The following is a 22414-nucleotide window of genomic DNA, read 5'->3' as shown; positions in this document are numbered from 1 at the left end:
GGAATAATTATACTGGCCGGTATGTTATTAATACCAAACTCACCAGTCCAGTATTAAAGGTGAAAATGTCCGACAATCCTCTGAACACCGTAAGCCCCGGGCGTCCCAAGGACATGGCAAAACGCCAGGCAATCCTCGAATCGGCAAAATCGCTGTTCTTGGGCAAGGGCTATGCAAACACCAGCATGGACGCCGTTGCCCTGGCGGCCGGCGTATCGAAACTCACGGTCTACAGCCACTTCACCGACAAGGAGACGCTGTTCACCGCGGCGGTGGTGGCCAAATGCGAAGAGCAATTGCCGGTGATGTACTTCGAGCTCCCCGAAGGCATGCCCGTCGAGACGGTGCTGCTTAACATCGCCCGCGGCTTTCATCGACTGATCAACAGCGAAGAGTCGGTAAACCTGCATCGCCTGATGATGACCACCGGTAATCAGGACGTGAAACTCTCCCAAATCTTCTTCAACGCCGGCCCCATGCGCATGCTGCAAGGCATGGAGCGCCTGCTCGGCAAGATTCACCAGAGCGGCGCCTTGAGTATCGACACACCGTTGAAGGCCGCCGAACACTTCTTTTGCCTGCTCAAAGGCACGGCGAACTTTCGTTTGTTGTATGGCTGCGGCGGACAATTGAGTGCGCAAGAGGCCGAGGAGCATGTGCAGGACGTGGTGAGGTTGTTTATGCGGGCCTATCGCAGCCAGGGTTCAGAAACACCTAAGTAAGTTGCACCAACCGACAGTAACCACGATGCGAAGCGAGTCGCTCTTGATCTTGCTCTTGACCCCCGGTGTCAGGGTAGTTGTCGTGTCCCCCGCTTTTTGAAAAGCATTCCGGGGGCGGCAAGAGTATGGTCATGCCTTTCTATTCAGAAGAACGTAAAGCTGCGCTGCTGAAAATGATGCTTCCGCCCCTGAGCCTCTCGGCGGCGGAGGTCGCTCGGCGCGAAGGTTGCAGCGATATGTCTCTCCATTATTGGCGCAAACAAGCTGCCGCCAGAGGAACGCAATTGTCCGATGCCAAGCAACCGGCCGAAAATTGGTCAGCCGAATCCAAGCTGGCGATCATCATAGAAACAGGTTCGCTATCGGAGCTGGAAATCGGTGAGTACTGCCGACGAAAAGGTATTTTTCCCGAGCAAATAACCGATTGGCGCAACGCTTTTATCGCCGGCAGCACGAAACAGTCAACCGCGAAAACTGCAAGCTCCGGACAGTCACGGGATGATAAAAATCGTATCCGTGAACTTGAACGTGAGTTGCGCCGCAAAGATGCAGCCCTGGCTGAAACAGCGGCCTTACTGGTACTACGAAAAAAGCTCAATGCCTACTGGGGGAGCGACGACGAGGCCACCTGACCTTGTTGCCAGAACGGTATTTACTCGTTGATTGGCTTAATGAAGCCATTCTGGCGGGCGCCCGCAGGGCGCCTGCTTGTCAGGAGGTAGGCATTTCACTGAGGACACTGCAACGCTGGAGCTTGCCGCAAGAACTCTTGGCAGATGGACGCACGACGACGCTTAGGCCGATACCGAACAACGCGCTCAGTGAGCTTGAACGGCAAGGCATCGTGACGCTGTGCAACAGCAAAGCCTATGCGCACCTCCCGCCAAGCCAGATCGTGCCGCAATTGGCCGATGAAGGAAGATATGTAGCCTCGGAGGCGACTTTTTATCGTGTGCTGCATGCGGCAGGTCAGCAGCATCACCGATCCAGAGCCAAGCGACCGCATCGCCATGAGGCACCGACCACTTACGCAGCGACTTCAGCTAATCAGGTGTGGTCATGGGACATCACCTACTTGCCGTCCCCGGCTCGCGGGAAATTTTACTACCTCTATCTGATCGAAGACATCTACAGCCGAAAAGCCGTGGGCTGGGAAGTTTATGAAGCCGAGAGCGGGGAAAAGGCGGCAGCGTTGCTGCAACGAAGCGTGACTCAGGAGAAGTGTTGGCGCCAGCCGCTGGTGCTTCACTCGGACAACGGTGCACCGATGAAATCGGTGACGTTACTGACCAAGATGTATGACCTGGGCATCACGCCGTCTCGCGGTCGACCACGGGTTAGCAACGACAACCCGTACTCGGAATCACTGTTCAGGACACTGAAATACTGCCCGCAGTGGCCACAGGCGGGGTTTACCAGCCTGGATGATGCGCGTATCTGGGTGAGGAATTTTATGACCTGGTACAACACCGTGCACCGTCATAGCCGGATCCGCTTCGTAACACCGGCTCAACGTCATGAAGGAAAAGACCGAGAAATCTTGGCTCGTCGAGATGCGATATACCGGCAGGCCAGAGAGAAAAGACCGGAACGATGGTCAGGAGAGACACGCAACTGGAACCCTATCGGGACGGTGTATCTGAACCCTGAAAGGGAACTGACCGTGGTAATAAAAATCGCGTAGCGCGACGGTGGACGCGACAACTACCTTGAAAAACGCCGTTGATCTGCTTGTGATCTTGATCTCAGGCGCCCCGTTAAACCACGCTGGCCGAACGCAGGCTTGAATTCGTGGGTAACCCGGCAGGACGCCGGGTTAGCCGCCCCGCGCCATGGATGGAGCGTGGCGGCGGCCCACGGATTCAAGCCTGCGTTCGGGCACACCGAGCCCAAGCGAGGTGCCGAGTGGTGGGGCATGAGCGTTTTGCTTACTTTTGCGCTCTTTTCAAAAGTGAGCCGCCGTCAGGGCGGAACCCTAAGTGGCCGTTACCGCAGGAATGGATATGTACACGATCCAACGGTGTTGACTGCCAGGCCGCCTTCGCGAGCAAGCCCGCTCCCACAGTTGGATTGTGGGGTATCAGGTAGATATGGGTCGGCTGGCTGGCCGTCATCGCAGGCAAGCCAGCTCCCACAGTTTGGATTGCGGGGAGTCAGGTAGATAGGTGTCGGCTTTCAGGCCGTCATCGCAGGCAAGCCCACATTTCGATTGCGGGGTGTCAGGGAGATAGTTGTCGGCTGTCAGGCAGACATCGGGGGCAAGCCCCCTTCCACATTTGGAGCTCGCCGCATCAGCAAGATGAGCGCTGTTGCTTGCCGCTTATGCCTTAAGCGCCTTCTTGGGATAAATATCGTAGCGGCTGGACTTGCCATCCAACGCATGGCTCGGCTTCGGCCCCTCAATACAGGGCGCCTTGCGCGGCCGTTTGACCACCACACGATGGCTGGCCAGCGCCAGAGCCGCCGCGAGCAACGCCGGTGCATCCGGATCATCACCCACCAACGGCCGAAACAGGCGCATTTCCTTCTTCACCAGCGCAGTTTTCTCACGGTGCGGAAACATCGGGTCCAGGTAGATCACCTGAGGCGGCTCCCCCTGCCAATTGAGCATCACGTCGATGGAGTTGCCCTTGAGCAGCTTCATACGCGCCACAATCGGCGCCACCTCAAAATCTTCGGCAGCGCGGGCCAGGCCATCTTCGAGCAAGGCGCCGATCAACGGCTGGCGCTCGATCAGGCTCATCTCACACCCCAGGCTAGCCAGCACGAACGCGTCCTTGCCTAAGCCCGCCGTAGCGTCCAGCACCCGCGGGCGCACGCCCTGGGCGATGCCCACCGCCTTGGCGATCATCTGCCCGCTGCCGCCGCCATACAACCGCCGGTGCGCCGCGCCGCCTTCGACAAAGTCGACCCGCACCGGCCCTGGCGCATCAGGCCCAAGCTGTTGCAACTGCAAACCGTGCTCCCCCACTTGCAGGGAAAAATCCGCATCGGCCACCTGCAGAGGCAACCCCAGCAGCGAAGCCCAGTGTTCGGCGCGGGCCTGGAAACTGTCAGCCAAGGCTTGGACCTGGATGCGGCTGGCCGCTGGTTGTTCGTTCATCAATCGCCACGCTCAAAAATATTAAGGATCGGCAAACAACGGCCGATAAAAATCACAGTCAGGTATTTTGCCAGAGCTGAGCGTCGACCGAGAAAAATGTCAGACATTCTTCCCCTTTCCATCGGTGTACTGCCGACCCACAACCATTACGGCCTGCGCAATACCCAAGCGCTGGCCGGGGTGAGTCATGTGTGGCAGGACTTCTTCGCCCGTGCGTTGGCCGAACAGCTGGGTGAAACGCCAGACGCGCTCGCCGCCAACGCGCCTGCCCCGGCAGACCCGACGGTTGAACCCCGCGAAGGCGCCGACCTGCTGGCGCAAATCCTCACCCAGCGTGAGTGCGATGTGAAAGACACCGAGATCGTGCCGCCTGCGCCGCTGTTCCTGCCGATTGCCGAGTTCGAAACCGAGCTGCTGCCACCGGCCGCGACGCCGTTCCCGGAAGAAGAAGTCATCGCCCAGCAACGCCAACAGGATTTTGAGAGCGGGTGGGTGCGCCCCATCGTGCTGAACGCCGGCCAACCGCTACCCGAGCCAGGCCCTGCGCCACAACCACGCCCGCTGCACCTGCCGATTGCCGAATTCGAGCTGGACCTACTGCCGCCGGCCGCCACGCCGTACCCTGAAGAAGAATTGCTGGCGCAGCAAAAAGCCCTGGATTTCGATTACTACTGGGCGCGCCCACTGGTGACCCACAACCTGCGCCTGGCCGCCTGAACCTTAGCGACACACCCACCAACGCCCCATGTCCAGATGGAAATGGTTGCGATGGGCGGCGTTGTAGTCCGGGCTCAACACCACGTTGAAATCATCACAGGCGCCATCGCGTACCAAACGCAGGAAACGCGCGCTGTCGCCCTGCCCTGGCCAATCCTTGAGCACGCTGATGCTGCGCCCATCCGCCAGGCGAAACCCGGCGATATCCAGGGCATTGGCCGAGGCGTGCTGGCTGAGCCTTGCGTCGGCGCGATTGTAGATATTACGGCAGGCAAAACTGCCCAAATGCTCGACGCGGCTCACCGCTTGGCCAAACACGGCCTGGGCCGCCGGTTGCAGGCTGTGGCGCTCGAACAACGCAAACGCCACCGCCAGCGGGCAACTGGCGAGAAAGCTGCTGCTCAAGGCCACATCAGCGCCCTGTACGCGCAGGACATTGCGCAAGGGGCACGCCGCATCCGGCGCTGTATCAGCCTGGCGACTCACGCGCAGACCGGAGGCGTTCAATACCTGGTCACACAGCGCCGGATCGTCCTGCAAACGACTGAGCTTGTAGCGCGTCAACAGGTTGGGGCTGGCCCGCACATCCAAGGGCGCCCAGGGGTTCCACTCAGCCGGCATCGGCACCCAACCGCGCCAGACAGCCAGCGCAAAGGCGCCCACCAGCACCAGCAACACACTCAATGTCTTGACCACACCCACGGCTCAACCCTCAAAGTAGCCCGAGCTGCTCCGCCACGGGTTCTCGATGCAAGACAGGCAGCGGCGGTAACCCTGGCAGACGCACCATCAGCTTGGCGTGGAAGCGCAGCGCCAGCTGCGCCGCGAGACGGTTGTCCGACGTGTGCAGGAACATATAGGGCGTGCGGCCTTCTTCGATCCAACTGGCGATCTTTTCCACCCATGGAATCAGGAACGGGTCATTGGCCTCAAGGTCCGGATGCCCGATGAAGCGCACCTGGGGAAACTGCGTCAGTGCCGCTGGGCGCGGTGGCACCCGGGGCTTTTTGGACTGGGCATGCAGCACCGCTTCGGAGGTAGAGGTACAGCTGAACAGGGCACGAGGGTCGAGGCAGATGCGCTCGACACCGCGATCGCGCAACAGACGGTTGAGCCTGCGCTCAGCATCCCCCTTGGCGAAGAACTGTTCATGACGCACTTCCACGGCCAGCGGCCGATCGATGCCATCGAGAAATCCAGCCAGCTCCGTCAGGCGCTGCGGCGTAAAGCCTTTTGAGAGCTGCAACCACAGCGGTGAAACGCGCTCACCCAAAGGGCTCATCAAGCCGACAAAGCTTTCTGCCGCCGGCAACTGTTCACGCAAATCGCCAGCATGGCTGATATCGCCGGGAAATTTGGCGGTGAAGCGAAAGTCATCGGGCATGATTTCGGCCCAGCGCTGCACAGTGGCGGCCGAGGGGCGAGCGTAAAAAGTGGTATTGCCTTCAACGGCGTTGAAGACCTGGGAATAGAGCCCGAGGTAATCGTTGGAACGTGCATCAACCGGATACAGGTACTCGCGCCAGGCGTTTTCACTCCAGGACGGGCAGCCGATGTAATAAGGCAAACGCATCAGATATGGATATCGAGACCCAGCACTTCCATATCCCATTCGACAAAGCCGGCAGTGGTCAGGTAGCTGGCCAGGGCGGTGGCAACGCTTTTGCTCATGGAACGGGGAAAGACCATGTCTTGCTGACGGGAAGGAACGCCGCTGATGCGTGCGCTCGAGGCGCCTTGCGCTTTGGAAGGCGTATCGGTGTGTACTTCGATGAAGTCCGGTGAATCCTCGACGGATTCGTCTACCGTCACGCTCGCCTTGCGCGGCTTACGCTTGAGGGGGTAGGACTGTGAGGAAAAACCGTCTATACGCATACATGCAGACTCGGTATCAATGATGGCAATTTAGCGGCACTTTCCATGGCGCGCAAATGCTCTGGTGATAACTAGAACACATAATTTGTAAAAGGTTTAAAAACCCAGGCAAATTCTGACGATTGGCGAAATTTGCCACCGAACGCCCACATTTTTGGCGTCAAATAATCCCGCGTTCGGCCTTGGTCTGCGCGACTTTATCGCGCAGGTACACCGGTGCTGCCTGGTCCGCTGCAACTGCCTCGCCGCGCTCGAACGCGAAACGCGCCAACGCCAGCAGGTCTTCGGCGTGGGGCAACATCGCCGCATCTTGCTCGGCACACGTTACCTTGATGCGTTCGCCATAACCCCAGCCCGTGCCGGCACCGAACCAATCGCCGCTGGCGTCAGCGGGCAACTGCGCCGCTTCGGGGGCCAGCACCGCTTCCGTACCGACCAGGCGCATTTCGCCTGCGGTCTCACGGTAGCACCCCCAGTAGACCTCATCCATGCGCGCATCAATTGCCGCTGCCACTTGCGACGCACCGTGCTCACGCAACGCACGCTGGGCCAGCACCGCCAGGTTGGACACCGGCAATACCGGGCGCTCCAGGGCAAAGGCCAGGCCCTGCACCACGCCAATGGCGATGCGCACCCCGGTGAATGCACCGGGGCCACGGCCGAACGCGATGGCGTCCACGGCCGCCAGGGTGGTACCGGCGTCTTCAAGCAGTTGCTTGATCATCGGCAACAATTTCTGCGCGTGCAGGCGCGGGATCACCTCGTAGTGGCTCGTAACCTTGCCATCGTGCAGCAAGGCAACGGAGCAAGCTTCAGTCGCGGTGTCCAGGGCCAGCAGGGTGCTCATCGGTGTGGGTGTCCAAGTCGGAAAAAAGTGCGCCAGTATAAACAACAACGGCCCGCAAGCGGGCCGTTGTCTGTGCCGCCGATCACAGGATCAGCTCAGTGCTTGCAGCACCTTGGCGGTGATGGCCTCTACCGAGCCCACACCTGGGATGTGGCTGTATTTCGGCTTGCCTTGAGCTGCGGACAGCTTCTGGTAGAAGTCCACCAGGGGCTTGGTCTGGGAATGGTAGACCGACAGGCGATGACGCACGGTTTCTTCGGTGTCGTCTTTACGCTGCACCAGGTCTTCACCGGTGACGTCGTCCTTGCCTTCGACTTTCGGCGGGTTGTAGACGATGTGGTACACGCGGCCCGAGCCTTCGTGAACGCGACGGCCAGCGATACGCTGAACGATCTCTTCGTCTTCAACTGCGATCTCGACCACGGCGTCCAACTCCACGCCCGCCTTCACCAGGGCTTCAGCCTGGGGAATAGTGCGTGGGAAACCGTCGAACAGGAAACCGTTCTTGCAGTCTTCCTGGCTGATGCGTTCCTTGACCAGGTTGATGATCAGGTCATCGGAGACCAGGCCGCCGCTGTCCATCACGCTCTTGGCGATCAGGCCCAGCTCGGTGCCAGCCTTGACGGCCGCACGCAGCATGTCGCCGGTGGAGATTTGTGGAATGCCGAATTTTTCAGTGATGAACTTTGCCTGAGTACCTTTACCGGCCCCGGGAGCTCCCAGCAGAATGACGCGCATCGATGTGCTCCTCAATTTTTTATAGAGATGACGCTCGGATTCGCCGCGTGGGGCCAATCTCGTAAAAATGTGGTTCTAGGCCGATCAAACGGCCAAAGGCTGATCAAGATACACAGCGGGCCCTCACCATACAAGCCGCCAAAAGTAGGAGAAACCCGCGCCGCACATGCGTCAGCGCCGGGGTGTGCCTGAGCGCAACCCGCCCCCTCAAACGACGACCGCCCGTTTCCGGGCGGTCGTCGCGGTTTATCCGCAAGCCATTGAGTACACGCAAAAAACCTCAACCGGTGTTGCGCAAACCGGCCGCAATACCGGCCACGGACACCAGCAGCGCCTGTTCCAGAGGGCTGTCTTGCGCAGCCTCCTGCTGGCGCGAACGTGCCAGCAACTCGGCCTGCAACAGGTGCAGAGGGTCGAGGTAGGTGTTGCGCAGGCGGATGAACTCCAGGGTGTCGGGGCTATGGGCCAGCAGCTGCGACTGGCCGGTCAGGCCAAGCACCACGTCACACGCCTGCGACAATAGGTCGCGTAAGTGCGCACCCAATGCCAGCAGGTCCGGCTGCACCAGGCGCTCATCATAAAGACGGGCGATATCGGCATCGGCCTTGGCCAGCACCATTTCCAGCATGTCGATGCGCGTGCGAAAGAACGGCCACTGCTCGCGCATCTGCCCCAGCAATTGACCTTCACCGCGCTCCAGCGCCTTGCTCAGTGCCGCTTCCCAGCCGAGCCAGGCGGGCAGCATCAGGCGTGTCTGGGTCCAGCCAAAGATCCACGGGATGGCGCGCAAGCTCTCAATCCCGCCCGCACGACGCTTGGCCGGGCGGCTGCCCAAAGGCAAACGGCCCAACTCCTGCTCCGGCGTGGACTGACGGAAATATTCGACGAACTGCGGATTTTCCCGCACCACGGCGCGGTAAGCGCTGACACCGTCTGCCGCCAATTCGTCCATCAGGTGACGCCAGGCAGGCTCGGGAGGCGGCGGCGGCAACAAGGTCGCTTCCAGTACCGCAGCCAGGTAGAGATTGAGGTTCTGCTCGGCGATATCCGGCAGACCGAATTTGAAGCGAATCATCTCTCCCTGCTCAGTGGTACGGAAACGCCCCGCCACCGAGCCCGGCGGCTGCGACAGGATGGCCGCGTGCGCCGGGCCGCCGCCACGACCAACGGTGCCGCCGCGACCGTGAAACAACAACAGCTCCACCTGTTGCTCGCGGCAGATATCCACCAGGCGTTCCTGGGCGCGGTACTGCGCCCAGGCGGCGGCCGTGGTGCCGGCGTCCTTGGCCGAATCCGAGTAGCCAATCATCACTTCCTGCGGGCCCTGCAAGCGCGCGCGGTAACCCGGCAGTTGCAGCAGGCGCTCCATCACTGGCCCTGCGTTATCCAGGTCGGCCAGGGTCTCGAACAGCGGCACGACGCGCATCGGCCGTTGTACGCCCGACTCTTTCAACAGCAGTTGCACCGCCAGCACATCCGAGGCGGCGCCGGCCATGGAGATGACATACGACCCTAGTGATGCGGCCGGTGCGGCGGCGATTTCCTTGCAGGTATTGAGCACCTCGGCAGTGTCCGCCGACGGCTTGAAGTAACCCGGCAGCAACGGCCGACGATTGGTCAGTTCCTGGGTCAGGAAGCTGATACGCGCCTCTTCATCCCAGTCCTCATAACGCCCCAGGCCCAGGTAATCGGTGATTTCGGTCATGGCCGCCGAGTGACGGCTGGAGTCCTGGCGCACATCCAGGCGCACCAGGAACAGGCCGAACGTCACGGCACGGCGCAGGCAGTCGAGCAGCGGGCCATCGGCGATCACGCCCATGCCGCATTCGTGCAGGGACTGGTAGCACAGCTGCAGCGGGTCGAGCAGGTCGCGGTTGTTTTGCAACACGTCGGCCGGCGCCGGGGTGGTGCTGGTCAACGAGGTGTGGGCCCACTGGCGCGTGGCGCGCAGGCGTTCACGCAGTTGCTTGAGCAAGGCACGATAGGGTTCGACGCTGTCGCCGACTTTGGCGTGCAACGCCGGGCTGGCCTGTTGCATCGACAGCTCGGAAGCCAGCTGATCAATGTCGCGCAGATACAAATCCGCCGCCATCCAGCGCGCCAGCAACAGCACTTCGCGGGTGACCGGCGCGGTGACGTTCGGGTTGCCGTCACGGTCGCCGCCCATCCACGAAGCAAAGCGAATCGGCGCAGCCTCCAGGGGCAGGCGCAGGCCGGTGGCGGCGTGCAGGGCCTGGTCGGCCTTGCGCAGGTAATTGGGGATGGCTTGCCACAGCGAATGCTCGATCACCGCAAAGCCCCATTTGGCTTCATCCACCGGCGTGGGGCGCACGCGCCGGATTTCTTCGGTGTGCCAGGCTTCGGCGATCAAGCGTTGCAAGCGCTCGCGAATCTGCTCGCGCTCGGCGGTGGTGAGGTCACGGTGATCCTGCAAGGCCAGTTGCGCGGCAATGGCGTCGTACTTTTGGATCAGCGTGCGGCGGGCCACTTCGGTGGGGTGGGCGGTGAGCACCAGTTCGATGTCCAGCCGCGCCAATTGCCGGGCCAGGGACTCATTGCTGTGCCCTTCGTTTTGCAGGCGTGCCAGCAATTCTGGCAAGACCCGGGATTCGAACGGCGCAGGTTGCGATTCATCGCGCCGATGAATCAACTGATATTGCTCGGCAATGTTGGCCAGGTTGAGGAATTGGTTGAAGGCCCGGGCCACGGGCAGCAACTCCTGCTCCTGCAACTGGTTGAGGCTGGCGCTCAACTCATCGCCAGCGGTTTTCTCTGAAACGGCTCCACGACGGTCGGCCTTGGCGCCTTTGCGGATCTGCTCGATCTTTTCGAGGAAAGCCTCGCCGTACTGCTCTCGAATGGTGTTGCCCAACAGCTCACCCAGCAGGTGAACATCCTCACGCAAGCGTGCATCGATATCACTCATCAGCCAATCTCCAGCCAGAAATCCGGGACGCGCAGGGGGTTCAGAGTGCCGCCGACGTCGGTTTCTGACAAGGCCGAACGCAAACGACTTTAAACCTTGGCGCTTGCAGCTAGTCTCAACGATGAGTCGCCGCGTTATTCACGCAGGCGGCTGGTCACTCATCACCGCCTGCGATTGCGGGCTTTATTGAGGTCGCCATGAAAATTCGAGAACTGGCCCAGCATTGGGAAGAAACCGCCAAGGGCCGCCTGACGAAAACTGAATACGCGATTCATCTGGATGTGGAAGCCGCCGCCCGGCTGGCGGCCATTGCCGAGATGTACCCCAAGCGCCACGTCGAAGAACTGCTCGGCGAGCTGATCGGCGCCGCGCTTGAAGAGCTGGAAGCCAGCTTTCCTTACATCCAGGGCCAGCAGGTGATTGCCACCGATGAAGAGGGTGACCCCCTGTATGAAGACGTCGGCCCCACGCCACGTTTTCTCACGTTATCCCGTCGCCACTTGCACGATTTGTCGGCCGTTACTGACGAACAAAAGCACTGATAAACATTTATTGACGTCAATTAAACCCCCGTATTCCGGGCCTTTTACGGGCCCGGAAGTACCGCCGTGCGCCGCGAAAGTTCCATTTTTTAAACACTGACCAGTCAGTCAGATATTTTTTTAGGCAAATCGCCATATCCGCTGAACTTTTGAAAAAAGCCTCCGGTCACAGCCAGTAGCCATCACGTGTGGAACGGTCGTTTGAACGGACGCCATGTGCTTTATCGACGGGCCCGAAATCGATACGCCCCGATGGATTTTGATGTTTTTCAGGAGTTATCCAATGGAGTTGAAGACGATGAACACCAGCACTGCCAAATCCTCGTTTAACCATCTGCGCGGGCTCAAATTGGCCGCGCTGGCAATCGGCACCAGCTTCGTTCTGGCTGGCTGCGCCGGCAACCCTCCAACCGAGCAGTACGCCGTGACCCAATCGGCCGTCAACAGCGCAGTCAGCGCCGGCGGCACCGAGTACGCGGCGGTGGAAATGAAGTCGGCCCAGGACAAGCTCAAAGAAGCTGAGATTGCCATGCACGACAAGAACTACGACAAGGCTCGCCAACTGGCTGAACAAGCCGAGTGGGATGCCCGCGTCGCTGAGCGTAAAGCCCAGGCTGCCAAGGCTCAACAGGCTGTGAAGGACTCCCAGAAGGCTGTTGACGAACTGCGTAAAGAAGGCATGCGCCCAGCTGCAATCATGCAGAAGTAAGCCGCAGCCTCTTGACTGCATCGCACCTGATATCGAATTGAAAGGACGACACGACTATGCGTAAACAATTGATGATCCCTGCCCTGCTGGCGATGAGCGTTGCCTTGGCGGCCTGCTCCACCCCGCCGAACGCGAACCTGGAAAATGCGCGGACCAATTTCTCGTCCCTGCAGACCAACCCGCAAGCCACCAAGCTGGCCGCGCTGGAAACCAAAGACGCCAGCGACTGGCTGGACAAGGCTGACAAGGCCTACCGCGACAAGGAAGACGAGAAGAAAGTCGACCAACTGGCCTACCTGACCAACCAGCGCGTTGAAGTGGCCAAGGACACTATCGTCCTGCGCGAATCCGAAGCGAAGCTGAAAAACGCCGGTGACGAACGTGCCCGCGCCCTGCTGGACGCCCGTGACGCGCAAATCAAGCAACTGCAAAACAGCTTGAACGCCAAGCAAACCGATCGCGGTACCCTGGTGACTTTCGGTGACGTGCTGTTCGCCACCAACAAGTCCGACCTGAAATCCAGCGGCCTGGTGAACATCACCAAGCTGGCCCAGTTCCTGCGCGATAACCCAGACCGTAAAGTGATCGTCGAAGGCTACACCGACAGCACCGGTTCCGACTCGTACAACCAGAGCCTGTCGGAGCGTCGTGCCGCTTCCGTTCAACGTGCACTGGCTCAGCAAGGCGTGGATATCTCGCGCATCGTGACCCAGGGTTATGGCAAGGAATACCCGGTTGCCGATAACGGCAGCGTTTCCGGCCGCGCCATGAACCGTCGCGTTGAAGTGACCATCTCCAACGACAACCAGCCGGTCAAGCCACGGTCTTCCGTCGCTAACTGATCAATAGCCTGGTAAAAAGCCCCGCCTTTAGGCGGGGCTTTTTCGTTGCCGCTCATGAAAGCGCATTCAAGCTTTAGTCATTGAAGTATCCGACGCTGCTGCGGTTGCCGTTCTGGCCAGAGTTGATGTAACGGCTGGAATCGCCCGAGTTGCCGTTATTTCCGTAGTTACCATAGTTACCGTAACTGCCGTGATTACTATAGCCTTCAAAGTGACGGTAGTTACCCGGCGCCCCCATCATGTCATTGCCGTTATGCCCATGATTTTCATAGTGACTGCACCGGCCGCCATTACCGTTATTGCCATAGTTACCATAATTGCCGTTATTGCCATGACTGCCGCCACTGCCCCACACTCGCTGACCTGGTGTGGCATGGCGAGGGTGCTCTTCAGCATAACGTGGATGCCAAGCAACATACTGTGCAGGTCGCGAACCAAATAGATGAGTCATTTTATCTTCCCTGTCAAACTGAAATAAGAGTGTGTGGATGTACGACACCTAAGCTGCGTGCTGCTTGGTGTGTCGCCCCTTTAAGTGGGGAATCGCTGCGAGCAGTTCCACTACGAAGACTCTAAAAACCACGTCAAAATATGCGCGGCGACGCAGTCGCATTGCTTGTTTCAACCTTGAAGGCGCCGAGCATGGCGAATGCCGTTACTGCCGTGATTGGAATAACCACTGTGGCTTCCGCTATTGCCGTTATTGCCGTAATTTCCGAAGTTACCGTCATTCATGCTGTGATGACCGTTATTGATATGCACACCCACTTGCGCCGACTTGACGCCACCGACCGTCACATAATTAGTATTGAATACATAGGTCACGTAGTTGATCGTAGGCGGCTGCGAAGTCGACGCCTGAGTACGGGGTGGCGGCCCCATGTAGCGAACGGTTCCACGATTCAAAGGTTGAGTACCGGCATAGTTTGGACGCCGACTCGATTGATAGCTATTGTAGTTATAGGTTTTACCCACTTGAGGGTATCGCCAACCCATACGCTGCCCCGTGACAGCGTTCCATGTATTGGACATGACCCCCATGGTATTCACGAGCGCTGTATTGACAAATGAATCTAACCTCATTCCTTGACTCCAAATGATTTCCCACACGTCCAGGTTTAAACTCCTGGCAGCTATAGAGTGGTCGCCTACGTCTATCAGTTCCCAACGGTATAATCCTGATAACAAGTAGGGGCTCGCCTGTTGGTATCCCAAGCAGGTCGCCTATCGTTGATGGATAAAATTGAAACGAAAAAAAACCACCGGAAACGGTGGTTTTTTTGACTAGGGAAACTTGATCTTGCGATCAGTATCTTCATCCGGCGGCGTTATCTTTTTGTTATGACGGGAGGAATCAGTTGAGCAACCTGCCAATTGATTACGCGCCTGTTCTTGCGCATCCGCCCGCTCCAACGCCTGATGCGCCCTGACCATTGCCAGCATATTGCATATCGCATCAATTCTTATCACTGCCTTCCCGCCCCCACTTCGCGTAATTACATCGCTCTTTGTGGCATCAGACGCAATTGGGTTCCAAACAATTTCGTTACGAGATCCTGGCACGTCGATGATGTGTGTAGGGCCGCTGATATGAAAAAACGCCGCTAAAAGGCGGGCTCTGGGAGGGATGCCGATCAGTAGTTGATCGAGCCTTGGCCCGATGCGCCACCTTCACCGCCTTGTGCACCTTGGGCCGCCTGTTTTTCTGCCAGCAGCTTCTGCAGTTTTTCGAGACGTTCATCCCCGCCAGCGCCTTGGGAGACACCGGAGCCTTGAGCGCCTCCAGCCCCCTGGGAACCACCGGAGCCACCCGAACCTGGAAACTCAACGGTGTGACAGGCTCACTGTTGCAACTGCGGGGTTTCCTGGCCCATGCAACGCACGGCCTGCTTCTTATTGTTCACCAGCACGCCGCTCAAGCCTTTCTGTTCGGTATCAAACATCACCAACACGCCGTCAACGCACTGCGCCACTTGCGCCGCCGGGGTCAGGGAGACCTTGTAATCCTCACCCGGCACGGTCTTGAGCATGGTGAAGTCGCTGAGCAGCAACGCATCTTCCGGCTTGGCGAAGTGCAGGTAGCCGTAGTACCACAGGCAGCCAACGGTACCGATGATGGTGCCGATACCGGTGAGAATCAGCGGGATCATGTTGCGTTCTTCACTCATTGCGGGCTCTCTGATGACTCAACTTTAGGAATAGGGTAATTCGGAATTTCGCCCAGGCGGCGCAAGCCGTTGAAGTGCCGCGGGTCGTCCAGGTAACGCAGCATCACGGTCTGCCAGGTTTTGTCGGCAAAGGTCTGCACATGGCCGCCACGGGTCAGTTGCAACACCCTGGGCGGCGGTGCGGCCTGATACAGGCGGATGCCATTGGCCACCGGCACGATGGGATCATCCAGGCTGTGGAACAGCAGCTTGGGCACGCCGGTCACGCGGGGCATGGCATTGATCGCACTGTCGGCGTCGGGCACCAGCCACGACAGCGGCACCTGCAACGGCCAGGTTAACCAGGAAGTGCTCAAGGCGAATTGTCCTACGTCACGATAACTGGCTGGCACGCCGTCCAGTACCAGCGCTTTGAGTTGGGTTTGACGCTCCGGGTGGGCGGCCAGGTAATGCACCGCCAGTGCACCGCCCAGGCTTTGCCCGAGAATAATCAGCGGTTGACCCTGGGCTTCAGGCGCCTTGTCGATCCAGCCGAAGGCGGCGTCGATATCCTGGTAGATCGCCGGCAGCGATGGCTTGCCTTCCGACAGCCCATAACCACGATAGTCCAGCAACAGTACTTGATAGCCCTGTTCCGGCAACCACCAACTTCCTCCCAGGTGCCAGGCGAGGTTACCGCCGTTGCCGTGCAAATGCAGGACGGTGCCCTTGAGCGGTACACCGGCTTTGGCCGGCAGCCACCAGGCGTGCAGCTTCACCCCGTCTGCGGTGGTGAGCGTGACGTCGCGGTATTGCAGGTGGGCTTTTTCCGGGGTGAACGGCAGGCCGGGCTCGGGGTAGAACAGCAAGGCGCTGCAACCGTTCAATGTGAGTAGCAGGCATAAAATGCCGAGGATTCTCATCCGTTGAAGCCTCGCGAAAGTTCTGAAGACCCATGGAGATCAAATGTGGGAGCTGGCTTGCCTGCGATAGCGGTCTATCAGTTGAATGAGTGCTGGCTGACTCACCGCTATCGCAGGCAAGCCAGCTCCCACATTTTGATTCGGTTTCGTCAGTTAAAGGATATTGGAGTAATCCGCCTCGATCCGGTCCAGGCTCAAGTGGTTGAGGAAGTTGGAGAAGCACATCCAGGCCGCCAGCGCGTTCATGTCGCGAAACTGCTCCGGCAAATACTTGGGCGGCACCACCAGGCCTTCGTCGACCAATTGGCGCAGGGTACGCATGTCTTCAAGGGTGGTCTTGCCGCAGAACAGCAGCGGCACCTGTTCCAGCTTGCCTTTGCGTACGGCGAGCTGAATGTAGTTGTAGACCATGATAAAGCCCTTGAGGTAGGACAAATCCTTGGTAAATGGCAGACCGGTGGGCACCGAACCACGGAAAACCCGGCTGGCATTCCCATAGCTTTCGGCCATTTCAAAGCCTTGCTCGCGGAAGAACTCGAACACCTGCAGGAAGTCGGCCCCCTCCTCCACCATATGGATGGCGCGTGTCCGGTTGGTGAGTTTGCGCAAGCGGCTGGGGTAGGAGGCAAACGTGATGATTTCCATCAGGATCGCCAGGCCTTCCTGGGTAACGGTGGACGACGGCGGGCCCTTGGACAGGAACGTGCAGATCGGCTGGTTCTGGCCGTTGAGGGTGGTGCCCACATGCACCAGGCCTTCATGCACTTCGAGGGCGCGCACGTCGCGGTCGTTGAACATCGCGTCGGCGCGGATCTTGATATAGTCGGCGCCCGCCGCCGCATCGGCGACGATGCCGTCGGACTCGAATACCCGGATGGTTTCTTCCGCCTCGCCAAACACCTTGTTCAGGCGGGTTTGCAGCAGGCTGACCGCATCTTTGGCGGTGAGGGTCTTGGCTTCGTCCTTGAGGTCACCCCGACCGTCGATGTTGTTCAGGTAGTCGGAGAGCATCAGGCCAAGGTCGGCCAGGGTCGGGTCGCCGGCGTGGAACGCATCGGAGGCGGCGCCGTACAGCTCCTGGGAAATCAGGCCGAAGTCCTCGGTGCCGCGCGCTTCAAGCATGCGCACCACCATCCGGTATTCGCGGCACATGCGCCGCATGATCTGCCCCACCGGACTGAATTGCCCAAGGCGACGGGTGATGTCGCGCTCGATGTTCTGGAACTCCAGCTTCACCGCACTGGAATCGAACGACAGCGGCCGGTTCAGGTAGTAATCACGGTCTACGGCAGGCATCGCCTTGCCTTTGGCCTTGAGGAATCCCTGGCGAATGTTCTCGTCCCATTTCACCGCATCGAGAACGCGGATCGGTGTTTGCGCCAGCACAATGCGATCGGACAAGGTGCGTATCGTCTGCTGGTAATCGTCCACCCGGTGCTTCCTCTTTAAACGTTGAACGTTATCAGGCTTTCATCGAACGCTGTCAGACCGAGGCCAATACCAGGTGCATGTAGCGCTTGAGGATTTCAAGCATCTCTTCCCCGGTCAGAGGCTCTGCGCCGCCCAACAGGCCCTGATATTCCATCCGACTGATGATAGCCGTCAACACCTTGGCATCCTGCTGCGGCTCACGGGAACCCAATACCTGGAAAAACTGCCCGGTGCCTTGCAACAGGATCTGTTGATGGGAGCGTACCAGTTCGGCCAGCCGTGGGTTGAGCAGGGCTTCCTGGCGAAAGGCCTGTTCGGCCATCAGGTATTCGCGCCGGTTGGTCAGTTGGCGCAGCACATAGTCGGCGGTCAGGCGTGCGATGTCATCGGCCAGTTGCGAGCGCGACTCCGGGCTGCCGTCGCCATAGGCGACCATTTCGCGTAACAGGCCCTCGTTACGTACCCACAGCTTGCCCATGAATGCGGCGCTGCGTTCCACGTACTGGGCGAAGGTGTCGGTGAGCAGGTCGTCGATGTCTTTGAAGTAATAGGTGGTGGCCGACAGCGGCACCCCCGCCTCTGCCGCCACAGCCCGGTGACGCACGGCCCGCACGCCATCGCGCACGACGATACGCATGGCCGCATCGAGAATGTCTTGCCGGCGTTGCTCGCTGCCCCGCCGACTGGCCTTGCGGCCCTGGTACTGAACGCTTTCAGCCACGGCAGCAGCAATGCCGGCGGCACCTTCTTGAGCCATTACGCGGTTCACCACACACATCCTTGGAATAGATCAAAACCTGGCGCTGTTTGCTTGACACTCGTACAGGCCACATAAAAAAGCCGCCTTATAAAAGGCGGCTTCGGATTTCGCTACGGTTACGCTTGTGGCCGCATGTGCGGGAACAGGATCACATCGCGGATCGACGGCGAGTTGGTCAACAACATCACCAGACGGTCGATGCCGATGCCTTCACCGGCAGTGGGCGGCATGCCGTATTCCAGGGCCCGTACGAAGTCGGCATCGTAGTGCATGGCTTCGTCGTCACCGGCGTCCTTGTCGGCCACCTGGGCCATGAAACGCTCGGCCTGGTCTTCCGCGTCGTTAAGCTCGGAATAGGCGTTGGCGATTTCGCGGCCACCGATGAACAGCTCGAAACGGTCGGTGACGTTCGGGTTGTCGTCGTTGCGACGGGCCAGCGGCGACACTTCGAACGGGTACTGGGTGATGAAGTGCGGCTGTTCCAGCTTGTGCTCCACCAGCTCTTCGAAAATCATCACCTGCAGCTTGCCCAGGCCTTCGAAGCCCAGCACCTTGGCGCCGGCTTTCTTGGCAATGGCACGGGCCTTGTCGATGTCGTTGAGGTCGTCAGCGGTCAGCTCGGGGTTGTACTTGAGGATCGAGTCGAACACCGACAGGCGCACGAATGGCTCGCCGAAGTGGAACACCTTGTCGCCGTACGGCACGTCGGTGCTGCCCAGCACCAGCTGTGCCAGCTCGCGGAACAGCTCTTCGGTCAGGTCCATGTTGTCTTCGTAGTCGGCGTAGGCCTGGTAGAACTCCAACATGGTGAATTCTGGGTTGTGACGGGTCGAGACGCCTTCGTTGCGGAAGTTGCGGTTGATCTCGAACACTTTCTCGAAGCCGCCAACCACCAGGCGCTTGAGGTACAGCTCCGGCGCGATACGCAGGAACATTTCCATGTCCAGCGCGTTGTGGTGGGTTTCGAACGGCTTGGCTGCGGCACCACCCGGGATGGTCTGCAGCATCGGGGTTTCGACTTCCAGAAAGTCACGCTGCATCAGGAAGCTGCGGATGTGGGCAATGACTTGCGAGCGCACGCGGAAGGTCTGGCGCACGTCTTCGTTGACGATCAGGTCAACGTAGCGCTGGCGATAGCGCTGCTCGGTGTCGGTCAGGCCGTGGTGCTTGTCCGGCAGCGGGCGCAGGGACTTGGTCAGCAGGCGCACGTTGGTCATCTCGACGTACAGGTCGCCCTTGCCGGAACGGGCCAGGGTGCCTTCGGCGGCGATGATGTCGCCCATGTCCCAGGTCTTCACCGAGGCCAGGGTTTCTTCGGACAGGGTCTTGCGGTTGACGTAGACCTGGATGCGACCGGTCATGTCCTGGATCACCATGAACGAGCCACGGTTGAGCATGATGCGACCTGCCACCTTGACCGGGATCGCAGCCTCTGCCAGTTCTTCCTTGGTCTTGTCCGCGTATTGCTTCTGCAAGGCATCGCAGTAGTTGTCGCGGCGGAAGTCGTTGGGGAAGGCGTTACCCTTGGCGCGCTCGGCAGCAAGCTTTTCCTTGCGCAGGGCGATCAGGGAGTTTTCTTCCTGTTGCAGGGCTTGCGGGTCGAGTTGTTGGTCGCTCATGTCTTTAAATATTCCATCAGGTTCGTTGTCCCCAGCCTTCGGCGGGGGATCGCGGGCAAGCCCGCTCCCACAGAGGGTGTTAGAGGCCGGATTTCAGGCTGGCTTCCAGGTATTCGTCGATATCGCCGTCGAGTACCTTGTCGCAATCGCTGCGTTCGATGTTAGTGCGCAGATCCTTGATCCGCGAGGCATCGAGCACGTACGAACGGATCTGGTGACCCCAGCCGATATCCGACTTGGTGTCTTCCAGCGCCTGGGAAGCGGCGTTGCGCTTCTGCATTTCCTGCTCGTACAACTTGGCCCGCAGCATTTTCATGGCGGTGTCCTTGTTGGCGTGCTGGGAACGTTCGTTCTGGCAGCTGACCACGGTGTTGGTCGGTACGTGGGTAATACGTACGGCCGAGTCAGTGGTGTTTACGTGCTGGCCACCGGCACCGGAGGAACGGTAGGTGTCGATTCGCAGGTCGGCCGGGTTGATCTCGATTTCCACCTTGTCGTCGATCTCTGGCGAGACGAACACCGCAGAGAATGAGGTGTGGCGACGGTTGCCGGAGTCGAACGGGCTCTTGCGCACCAGGCGGTGCACGCCGATCTCGGTGCGCAGCCAGCCAAAGGCGTATTCGCCCTTGATGTGCACGGTCGCGCCCTTGATACCGGCCACTTCACCGGCGGACAGTTCCATGATGGTCGCGTCGAAACCGCGTTTGTCGGCCCAGCGCAGGTACATGCGCAGCAGGATGTTGGCCCAGTCCTGGGCCTCGGTGCCGCCGGAACCGGCCTGGATATCCAGGTAGGCGTTGTTCGGGTCCATTTCATGGCTGAACATGCGGCGGAATTCAAGCTTGGCGAGGTTTTCCTCGAGACGGGCCAGCTCGGCGACGACATCGCCCACTGCGCCTTCGTCGTTTTCTTCGACGGCCATGTCCAGCAGGTCGCGGCAATCACCCAGGCCGGTGTTCAGTTCGTCGAGGGTATCGACGATCTGTGCCAGCGCAGCGCGCTCGCGCCCCAGTTCCTGGGCGTATTCAGGTTTGTTCCAGACACTCGGATCTTCAAGCTCGCGATTGACCTCGGTCAGACGCTCATGCTTTTGATCGTAGTCAAAGATACCCCCGAATAGTTTCGGAGCGCTCGGACAGGTCCTTGATGGTGTTAAGGATCGGGTTGATTTCCATGGCGGGCAGCACTCGTTGGCGAACTTTTGAAAGCCGGCGAGTATAACGGCAAACGGCTGGAAACGGCAGCCCGCTTGGCCGAAAAGGCGGGGGTTTGTACACGATCCCAAGACCGATGAAGATTGAAATGTGGGAGCGGGCTTGCTCGCGAAAGCGCGATACCAGTCACTAAATGCGTTGACTGACCCACCGCATTCGCGAGCAAGCCCGCTCCCACAGGGGATCTGCGCTTAACTGACGGGCATTAAGGCTTGCCCCTTCCACATTGGGAGTTGGGCGGCGCTGGGGATTACTCGATGCCCACCTGATTACGCCCATTGTTCTTGGCCGTGTACAACCCCTTGTCCGCCGCCATGATCAACTGCCGACAGTCCGTGCCCTGAGCCGGCGTCAACGTCGACAGCCCAATACTGATGGTCAGGCTGGCACCTTCCGCCGGGGCGATGTGCGGGATTTTCAACGCCGCCACCGCCATGCGTAGTTTTTCCGCGACCAGGCGTGCGCCGCCCGGCGAGGTGCTGGGCAGGACCAGCGCGAACTCTTCGCCGCCGTAGCGCGCCGGCAAATCCGAAGGGCGGCTGCTGGCTTCACGGATGGTGTTGGCGACTTTGCGCAAGGCTTCGTCGCCCTCGACGTGGCCGAAGCTGTCGTTGAAGGTCTTGAAGAAGTCCACGTCGATCATCAGCAGCGACAGTTGGGTCTGGTCGCGCATGGCGCGGCGCCATTCCAGCTCCAGGTATTCGTCGAAGTGGCGGCGGTTGGAGAGCCCGGTCAGGCCGTCGGAGTTCATCAGACGTTGCAGCACCAGGTTGGTGTCCAACAACTGTTGCTGGCTGACGCGCAACGCGCGGTAGGCCGCGTCGCGCTGCAACAGGGTCATGTAGGAGCGCGAGTGATAGCGGATGCGCGCCACCAGCTCGATGTTGTCCGGCAGTTTGACCAGGTAATCGTTGGCCCCCGCCGCAAAGGCCGCGCTCTTGATCAGCGGGTCTTCCTTGGTGGACAGCACGATGATGGGGATATTCGCGGTGGCCGGGTGATTGCGGTATTCACGCACCAGGGTCAGGCCGTCCAGGCCCGGCATCACCAGGTCTTGCAGGATCACCGTGGGCTTGATGCGGATCGCCTGGGCAATGGCCTGGTGCGGGTCGGCACAAAAGTGGAAGTCGATGTTCTCTTCATGGGCCAGGCCACGCCGCACGGCTTCACCGATCATGGCCTGGTCGTCGACCAGCAACACCATGGCGGCGTTTTCGTCGGTCTTGAAGTCGTCGAGCTGTAAATCATTCATGTGCAGTCACCTGAATTACTACCTGCAAGCCAGCACGGCGGGAGATT

General features: G+C 59.6%; 22 protein-coding genes. 6 read left to right on the top strand and 16 right to left on the bottom strand.

Annotation, left to right across the window (positions count from 1 at the left end; genetic code table 11):
• Positions 1–65: 65 nt before the first annotated feature.
• The gene (locus tag N2A98_RS06415) at positions 66–722 is read left to right on the top strand and encodes a TetR/AcrR family transcriptional regulator (protein WP_044272267.1); all 657 of its coding nucleotides are present in this window, start codon (positions 66–68) and stop codon (positions 720–722) included.
• Positions 723–853: 131 nt separating this feature from the next.
• A protein-coding gene (locus N2A98_RS06410) for an IS3 family transposase (RefSeq protein ID WP_275623163.1) occupies positions 854–2406 on the top strand; the annotation gives its coding sequence in 2 pieces (ribosomal slippage) (positions 854–1316 and positions 1316–2406; 1554 coding nt in all).
• Positions 2407–3042: 636 nt separating this feature from the next.
• Here the strand turns inward: N2A98_RS06410 and N2A98_RS06405 are convergent.
• Complete coding sequence (locus tag N2A98_RS06405; RefSeq protein ID WP_044272264.1) at positions 3043–3825, bottom strand: class I SAM-dependent methyltransferase; 783 nt, start codon at positions 3823–3825, stop codon at positions 3043–3045.
• Between the two features lie 96 nt (positions 3826–3921).
• Here N2A98_RS06405 and N2A98_RS06400 point away from each other — a divergent pair, with 96 nt between their 5' ends.
• Positions 3922–4542: an energy transducer TonB gene (locus N2A98_RS06400; protein ID WP_275623162.1), complete on the top strand. Its 621-nt coding sequence runs from the start codon at positions 3922–3924 to the stop codon at positions 4540–4542.
• Between the two features lie 3 nt (positions 4543–4545).
• On the opposite strand, the gene N2A98_RS06395 is transcribed toward N2A98_RS06400, so the two are convergent.
• The 6 genes from N2A98_RS06395 to ppc form a co-directional block, all read right to left on the bottom strand.
• On the bottom strand, positions 4546–5244 hold the full coding sequence (locus N2A98_RS06395; protein WP_044272259.1) for an extensin family protein: 699 nt from the start codon (positions 5242–5244) through the stop codon (positions 4546–4548).
• 10 nt (positions 5245–5254) lie between these two features.
• A complete protein-coding gene (locus N2A98_RS06390; RefSeq protein WP_069558397.1) occupies positions 5255–6115 on the bottom strand; it encodes a DUF72 domain-containing protein in 861 nt (286 codons plus the stop codon).
• Positions 6115–6417, bottom strand: coding sequence for a hypothetical protein (locus N2A98_RS06385; protein WP_275623161.1), 303 nt, complete (start codon positions 6415–6417; stop codon positions 6115–6117). The genes N2A98_RS06390 and N2A98_RS06385 overlap by 1 nt, the downstream gene beginning before the upstream one ends.
• 160 nt (positions 6418–6577) lie before the next feature.
• On the bottom strand, positions 6578–7264 hold the full coding sequence (tsaB, locus tag N2A98_RS06380; protein WP_032893224.1) for a tRNA (adenosine(37)-N6)-threonylcarbamoyltransferase complex dimerization subunit type 1 TsaB: 687 nt from the start codon (positions 7262–7264) through the stop codon (positions 6578–6580).
• A gap of 90 nt (positions 7265–7354) precedes the next feature.
• Positions 7355–8002 (bottom strand): adenylate kinase, encoded by a 648-nt coding sequence (adk, locus tag N2A98_RS06375; protein WP_003189104.1) that lies wholly within the window; start codon positions 8000–8002, stop codon positions 7355–7357.
• A 280-nt stretch (positions 8003–8282) separates the two neighbouring features.
• The gene (gene ppc, locus N2A98_RS06370; RefSeq protein WP_069558396.1) at positions 8283–10928 is read right to left on the bottom strand and encodes a phosphoenolpyruvate carboxylase; all 2646 of its coding nucleotides are present in this window, start codon (positions 10926–10928) and stop codon (positions 8283–8285) included.
• 197 nt (positions 10929–11125) lie between these two features.
• Between ppc and N2A98_RS06365 the strand changes: the two genes are divergently transcribed.
• From N2A98_RS06365 to N2A98_RS06355, 3 genes are all read left to right on the top strand, one after another.
• On the top strand, positions 11126–11470 hold the full coding sequence (locus tag N2A98_RS06365; protein WP_044272252.1) for a hypothetical protein: 345 nt from the start codon (positions 11126–11128) through the stop codon (positions 11468–11470).
• A 283-nt stretch (positions 11471–11753) separates the two neighbouring features.
• A complete protein-coding gene (locus N2A98_RS06360) occupies positions 11754–12179 on the top strand; it encodes a DUF4398 domain-containing protein (protein ID WP_003189094.1) in 426 nt (141 codons plus the stop codon).
• 56 nt (positions 12180–12235) lie between these two features.
• Positions 12236–13021: an OmpA family protein gene (locus tag N2A98_RS06355; protein WP_003189093.1), complete on the top strand. Its 786-nt coding sequence runs from the start codon at positions 12236–12238 to the stop codon at positions 13019–13021.
• A 73-nt stretch (positions 13022–13094) separates the two neighbouring features.
• On the opposite strand, the gene N2A98_RS06350 is transcribed toward N2A98_RS06355, so the two are convergent.
• From N2A98_RS06350 to N2A98_RS06310, 9 genes are all read right to left on the bottom strand, one after another.
• Entirely contained in the window at positions 13095–13472 is a 378-nt protein-coding gene (locus N2A98_RS06350) for a hypothetical protein (protein WP_275623160.1), read from the bottom strand.
• A 170-nt stretch (positions 13473–13642) separates the two neighbouring features.
• Complete coding sequence (locus N2A98_RS06345; protein ID WP_139129539.1) at positions 13643–14104, bottom strand: hypothetical protein; 462 nt, start codon at positions 14102–14104, stop codon at positions 13643–13645.
• 758 nt (positions 14105–14862) lie between these two features.
• A complete protein-coding gene (locus N2A98_RS06340; protein WP_003189087.1) occupies positions 14863–15189 on the bottom strand; it encodes a hypothetical protein in 327 nt (108 codons plus the stop codon).
• The gene (locus tag N2A98_RS06335) at positions 15186–16091 is read right to left on the bottom strand and encodes an alpha/beta hydrolase (RefSeq protein ID WP_275623159.1); all 906 of its coding nucleotides are present in this window, start codon (positions 16089–16091) and stop codon (positions 15186–15188) included. Before N2A98_RS06335 ends, N2A98_RS06340 begins: the two co-directional genes overlap by 4 nt.
• Positions 16092–16244: 153 nt before the next feature.
• Positions 16245–17522 carry a flavohemoglobin expression-modulating QEGLA motif protein gene (locus tag N2A98_RS06330; RefSeq protein ID WP_014717201.1) on the bottom strand — a complete coding sequence of 426 codons (1278 nt, stop codon included), beginning with the start codon at positions 17520–17522 and terminating at the stop codon, positions 16245–16247.
• A gap of 52 nt (positions 17523–17574) precedes the next feature.
• Complete coding sequence (locus N2A98_RS06325; RefSeq protein ID WP_078467916.1) at positions 17575–18291, bottom strand: TetR family transcriptional regulator; 717 nt, start codon at positions 18289–18291, stop codon at positions 17575–17577.
• 107 nt (positions 18292–18398) lie between these two features.
• Positions 18399–19901: a lysine--tRNA ligase gene (gene lysS, locus N2A98_RS06320; RefSeq protein WP_003189082.1), complete on the bottom strand. Its 1503-nt coding sequence runs from the start codon at positions 19899–19901 to the stop codon at positions 18399–18401.
• 79 nt (positions 19902–19980) lie between these two features.
• Positions 19981–21076 (bottom strand): peptide chain release factor 2 gene (gene prfB / locus N2A98_RS06315; RefSeq protein WP_096001736.1). Its coding sequence is split into 2 segments (ribosomal slippage): positions 19981–21003 and positions 21005–21076, totalling 1095 coding nucleotides; the frame shifts between segments, so codons are not numbered across the junction.
• A 289-nt stretch (positions 21077–21365) separates the two neighbouring features.
• On the bottom strand, positions 21366–22367 hold the full coding sequence (locus N2A98_RS06310) for a PleD family two-component system response regulator (protein ID WP_044272245.1): 1002 nt from the start codon (positions 22365–22367) through the stop codon (positions 21366–21368).
• Positions 22368–22414 lie beyond the last annotated feature (47 nt).

The sequence above is a fragment of the Pseudomonas sp. FJ2-5-13 genome (assembly GCF_029201605.1).
GTDB classification, from domain to species: domain Bacteria; phylum Pseudomonadota; class Gammaproteobacteria; order Pseudomonadales; family Pseudomonadaceae; genus Aquipseudomonas; species Aquipseudomonas lactis.
Note: the sequence above shows the minus strand (reverse complement) of the source record. Positions and strands in the feature narration are given on the sequence as shown.

What these genes read in the sequence shown, in the direction of transcription:
- N2A98_RS06405 (WP_044272264.1), bottom strand. Translation starts at nt 3,825, where the DNA reads ATGAACGAACAACCAGCGGCCAGCCGCATCCAGGTCCAAGCCTTGGCT.
- N2A98_RS06350 (WP_275623160.1), bottom strand. Translation starts at nt 13,472, where the DNA reads ATGACTCATCTATTTGGTTCGCGACCTGCACAGTATGTTGCTTGGCAT.
- lysS (WP_003189082.1), bottom strand. Translation starts at nt 19,901, where the DNA reads ATGAGCGACCAACAACTCGACCCGCAAGCCCTGCAACAGGAAGAAAAC.
- N2A98_RS06365 (WP_044272252.1), top strand. Translation starts at nt 11,126, where the DNA reads ATGAAAATTCGAGAACTGGCCCAGCATTGGGAAGAAACCGCCAAGGGC.
- N2A98_RS06390 (WP_069558397.1), bottom strand. Translation starts at nt 6,115, where the DNA reads ATGCGTTTGCCTTATTACATCGGCTGCCCGTCCTGGAGTGAAAACGCC.
- N2A98_RS06335 (WP_275623159.1), bottom strand. Translation starts at nt 16,091, where the DNA reads ATGAGAATCCTCGGCATTTTATGCCTGCTACTCACATTGAACGGTTGC.
- N2A98_RS06310 (WP_044272245.1), bottom strand. Translation starts at nt 22,367, where the DNA reads ATGAATGATTTACAGCTCGACGACTTCAAGACCGACGAAAACGCCGCC.
- N2A98_RS06400 (WP_275623162.1), top strand. Translation starts at nt 3,922, where the DNA reads ATGTCAGACATTCTTCCCCTTTCCATCGGTGTACTGCCGACCCACAAC.
- adk (WP_003189104.1), bottom strand. Translation starts at nt 8,002, where the DNA reads ATGCGCGTCATTCTGCTGGGAGCTCCCGGGGCCGGTAAAGGTACTCAG.
- N2A98_RS06385 (WP_275623161.1), bottom strand. Translation starts at nt 6,417, where the DNA reads ATGCGTATAGACGGTTTTTCCTCACAGTCCTACCCCCTCAAGCGTAAG.
- N2A98_RS06360 (WP_003189094.1), top strand. Translation starts at nt 11,754, where the DNA reads ATGGAGTTGAAGACGATGAACACCAGCACTGCCAAATCCTCGTTTAAC.
- N2A98_RS06345 (WP_139129539.1), bottom strand. Translation starts at nt 14,104, where the DNA reads ATGAGGTTAGATTCATTTGTCAATACAGCGCTCGTGAATACCATGGGG.
- tsaB (WP_032893224.1), bottom strand. Translation starts at nt 7,264, where the DNA reads ATGAGCACCCTGCTGGCCCTGGACACCGCGACTGAAGCTTGCTCCGTT.
- N2A98_RS06415 (WP_044272267.1), top strand. Translation starts at nt 66, where the DNA reads ATGTCCGACAATCCTCTGAACACCGTAAGCCCCGGGCGTCCCAAGGAC.
- N2A98_RS06355 (WP_003189093.1), top strand. Translation starts at nt 12,236, where the DNA reads ATGCGTAAACAATTGATGATCCCTGCCCTGCTGGCGATGAGCGTTGCC.
- N2A98_RS06340 (WP_003189087.1), bottom strand. Translation starts at nt 15,189, where the DNA reads ATGAGTGAAGAACGCAACATGATCCCGCTGATTCTCACCGGTATCGGC.
- ppc (WP_069558396.1), bottom strand. Translation starts at nt 10,928, where the DNA reads ATGAGTGATATCGATGCACGCTTGCGTGAGGATGTTCACCTGCTGGGT.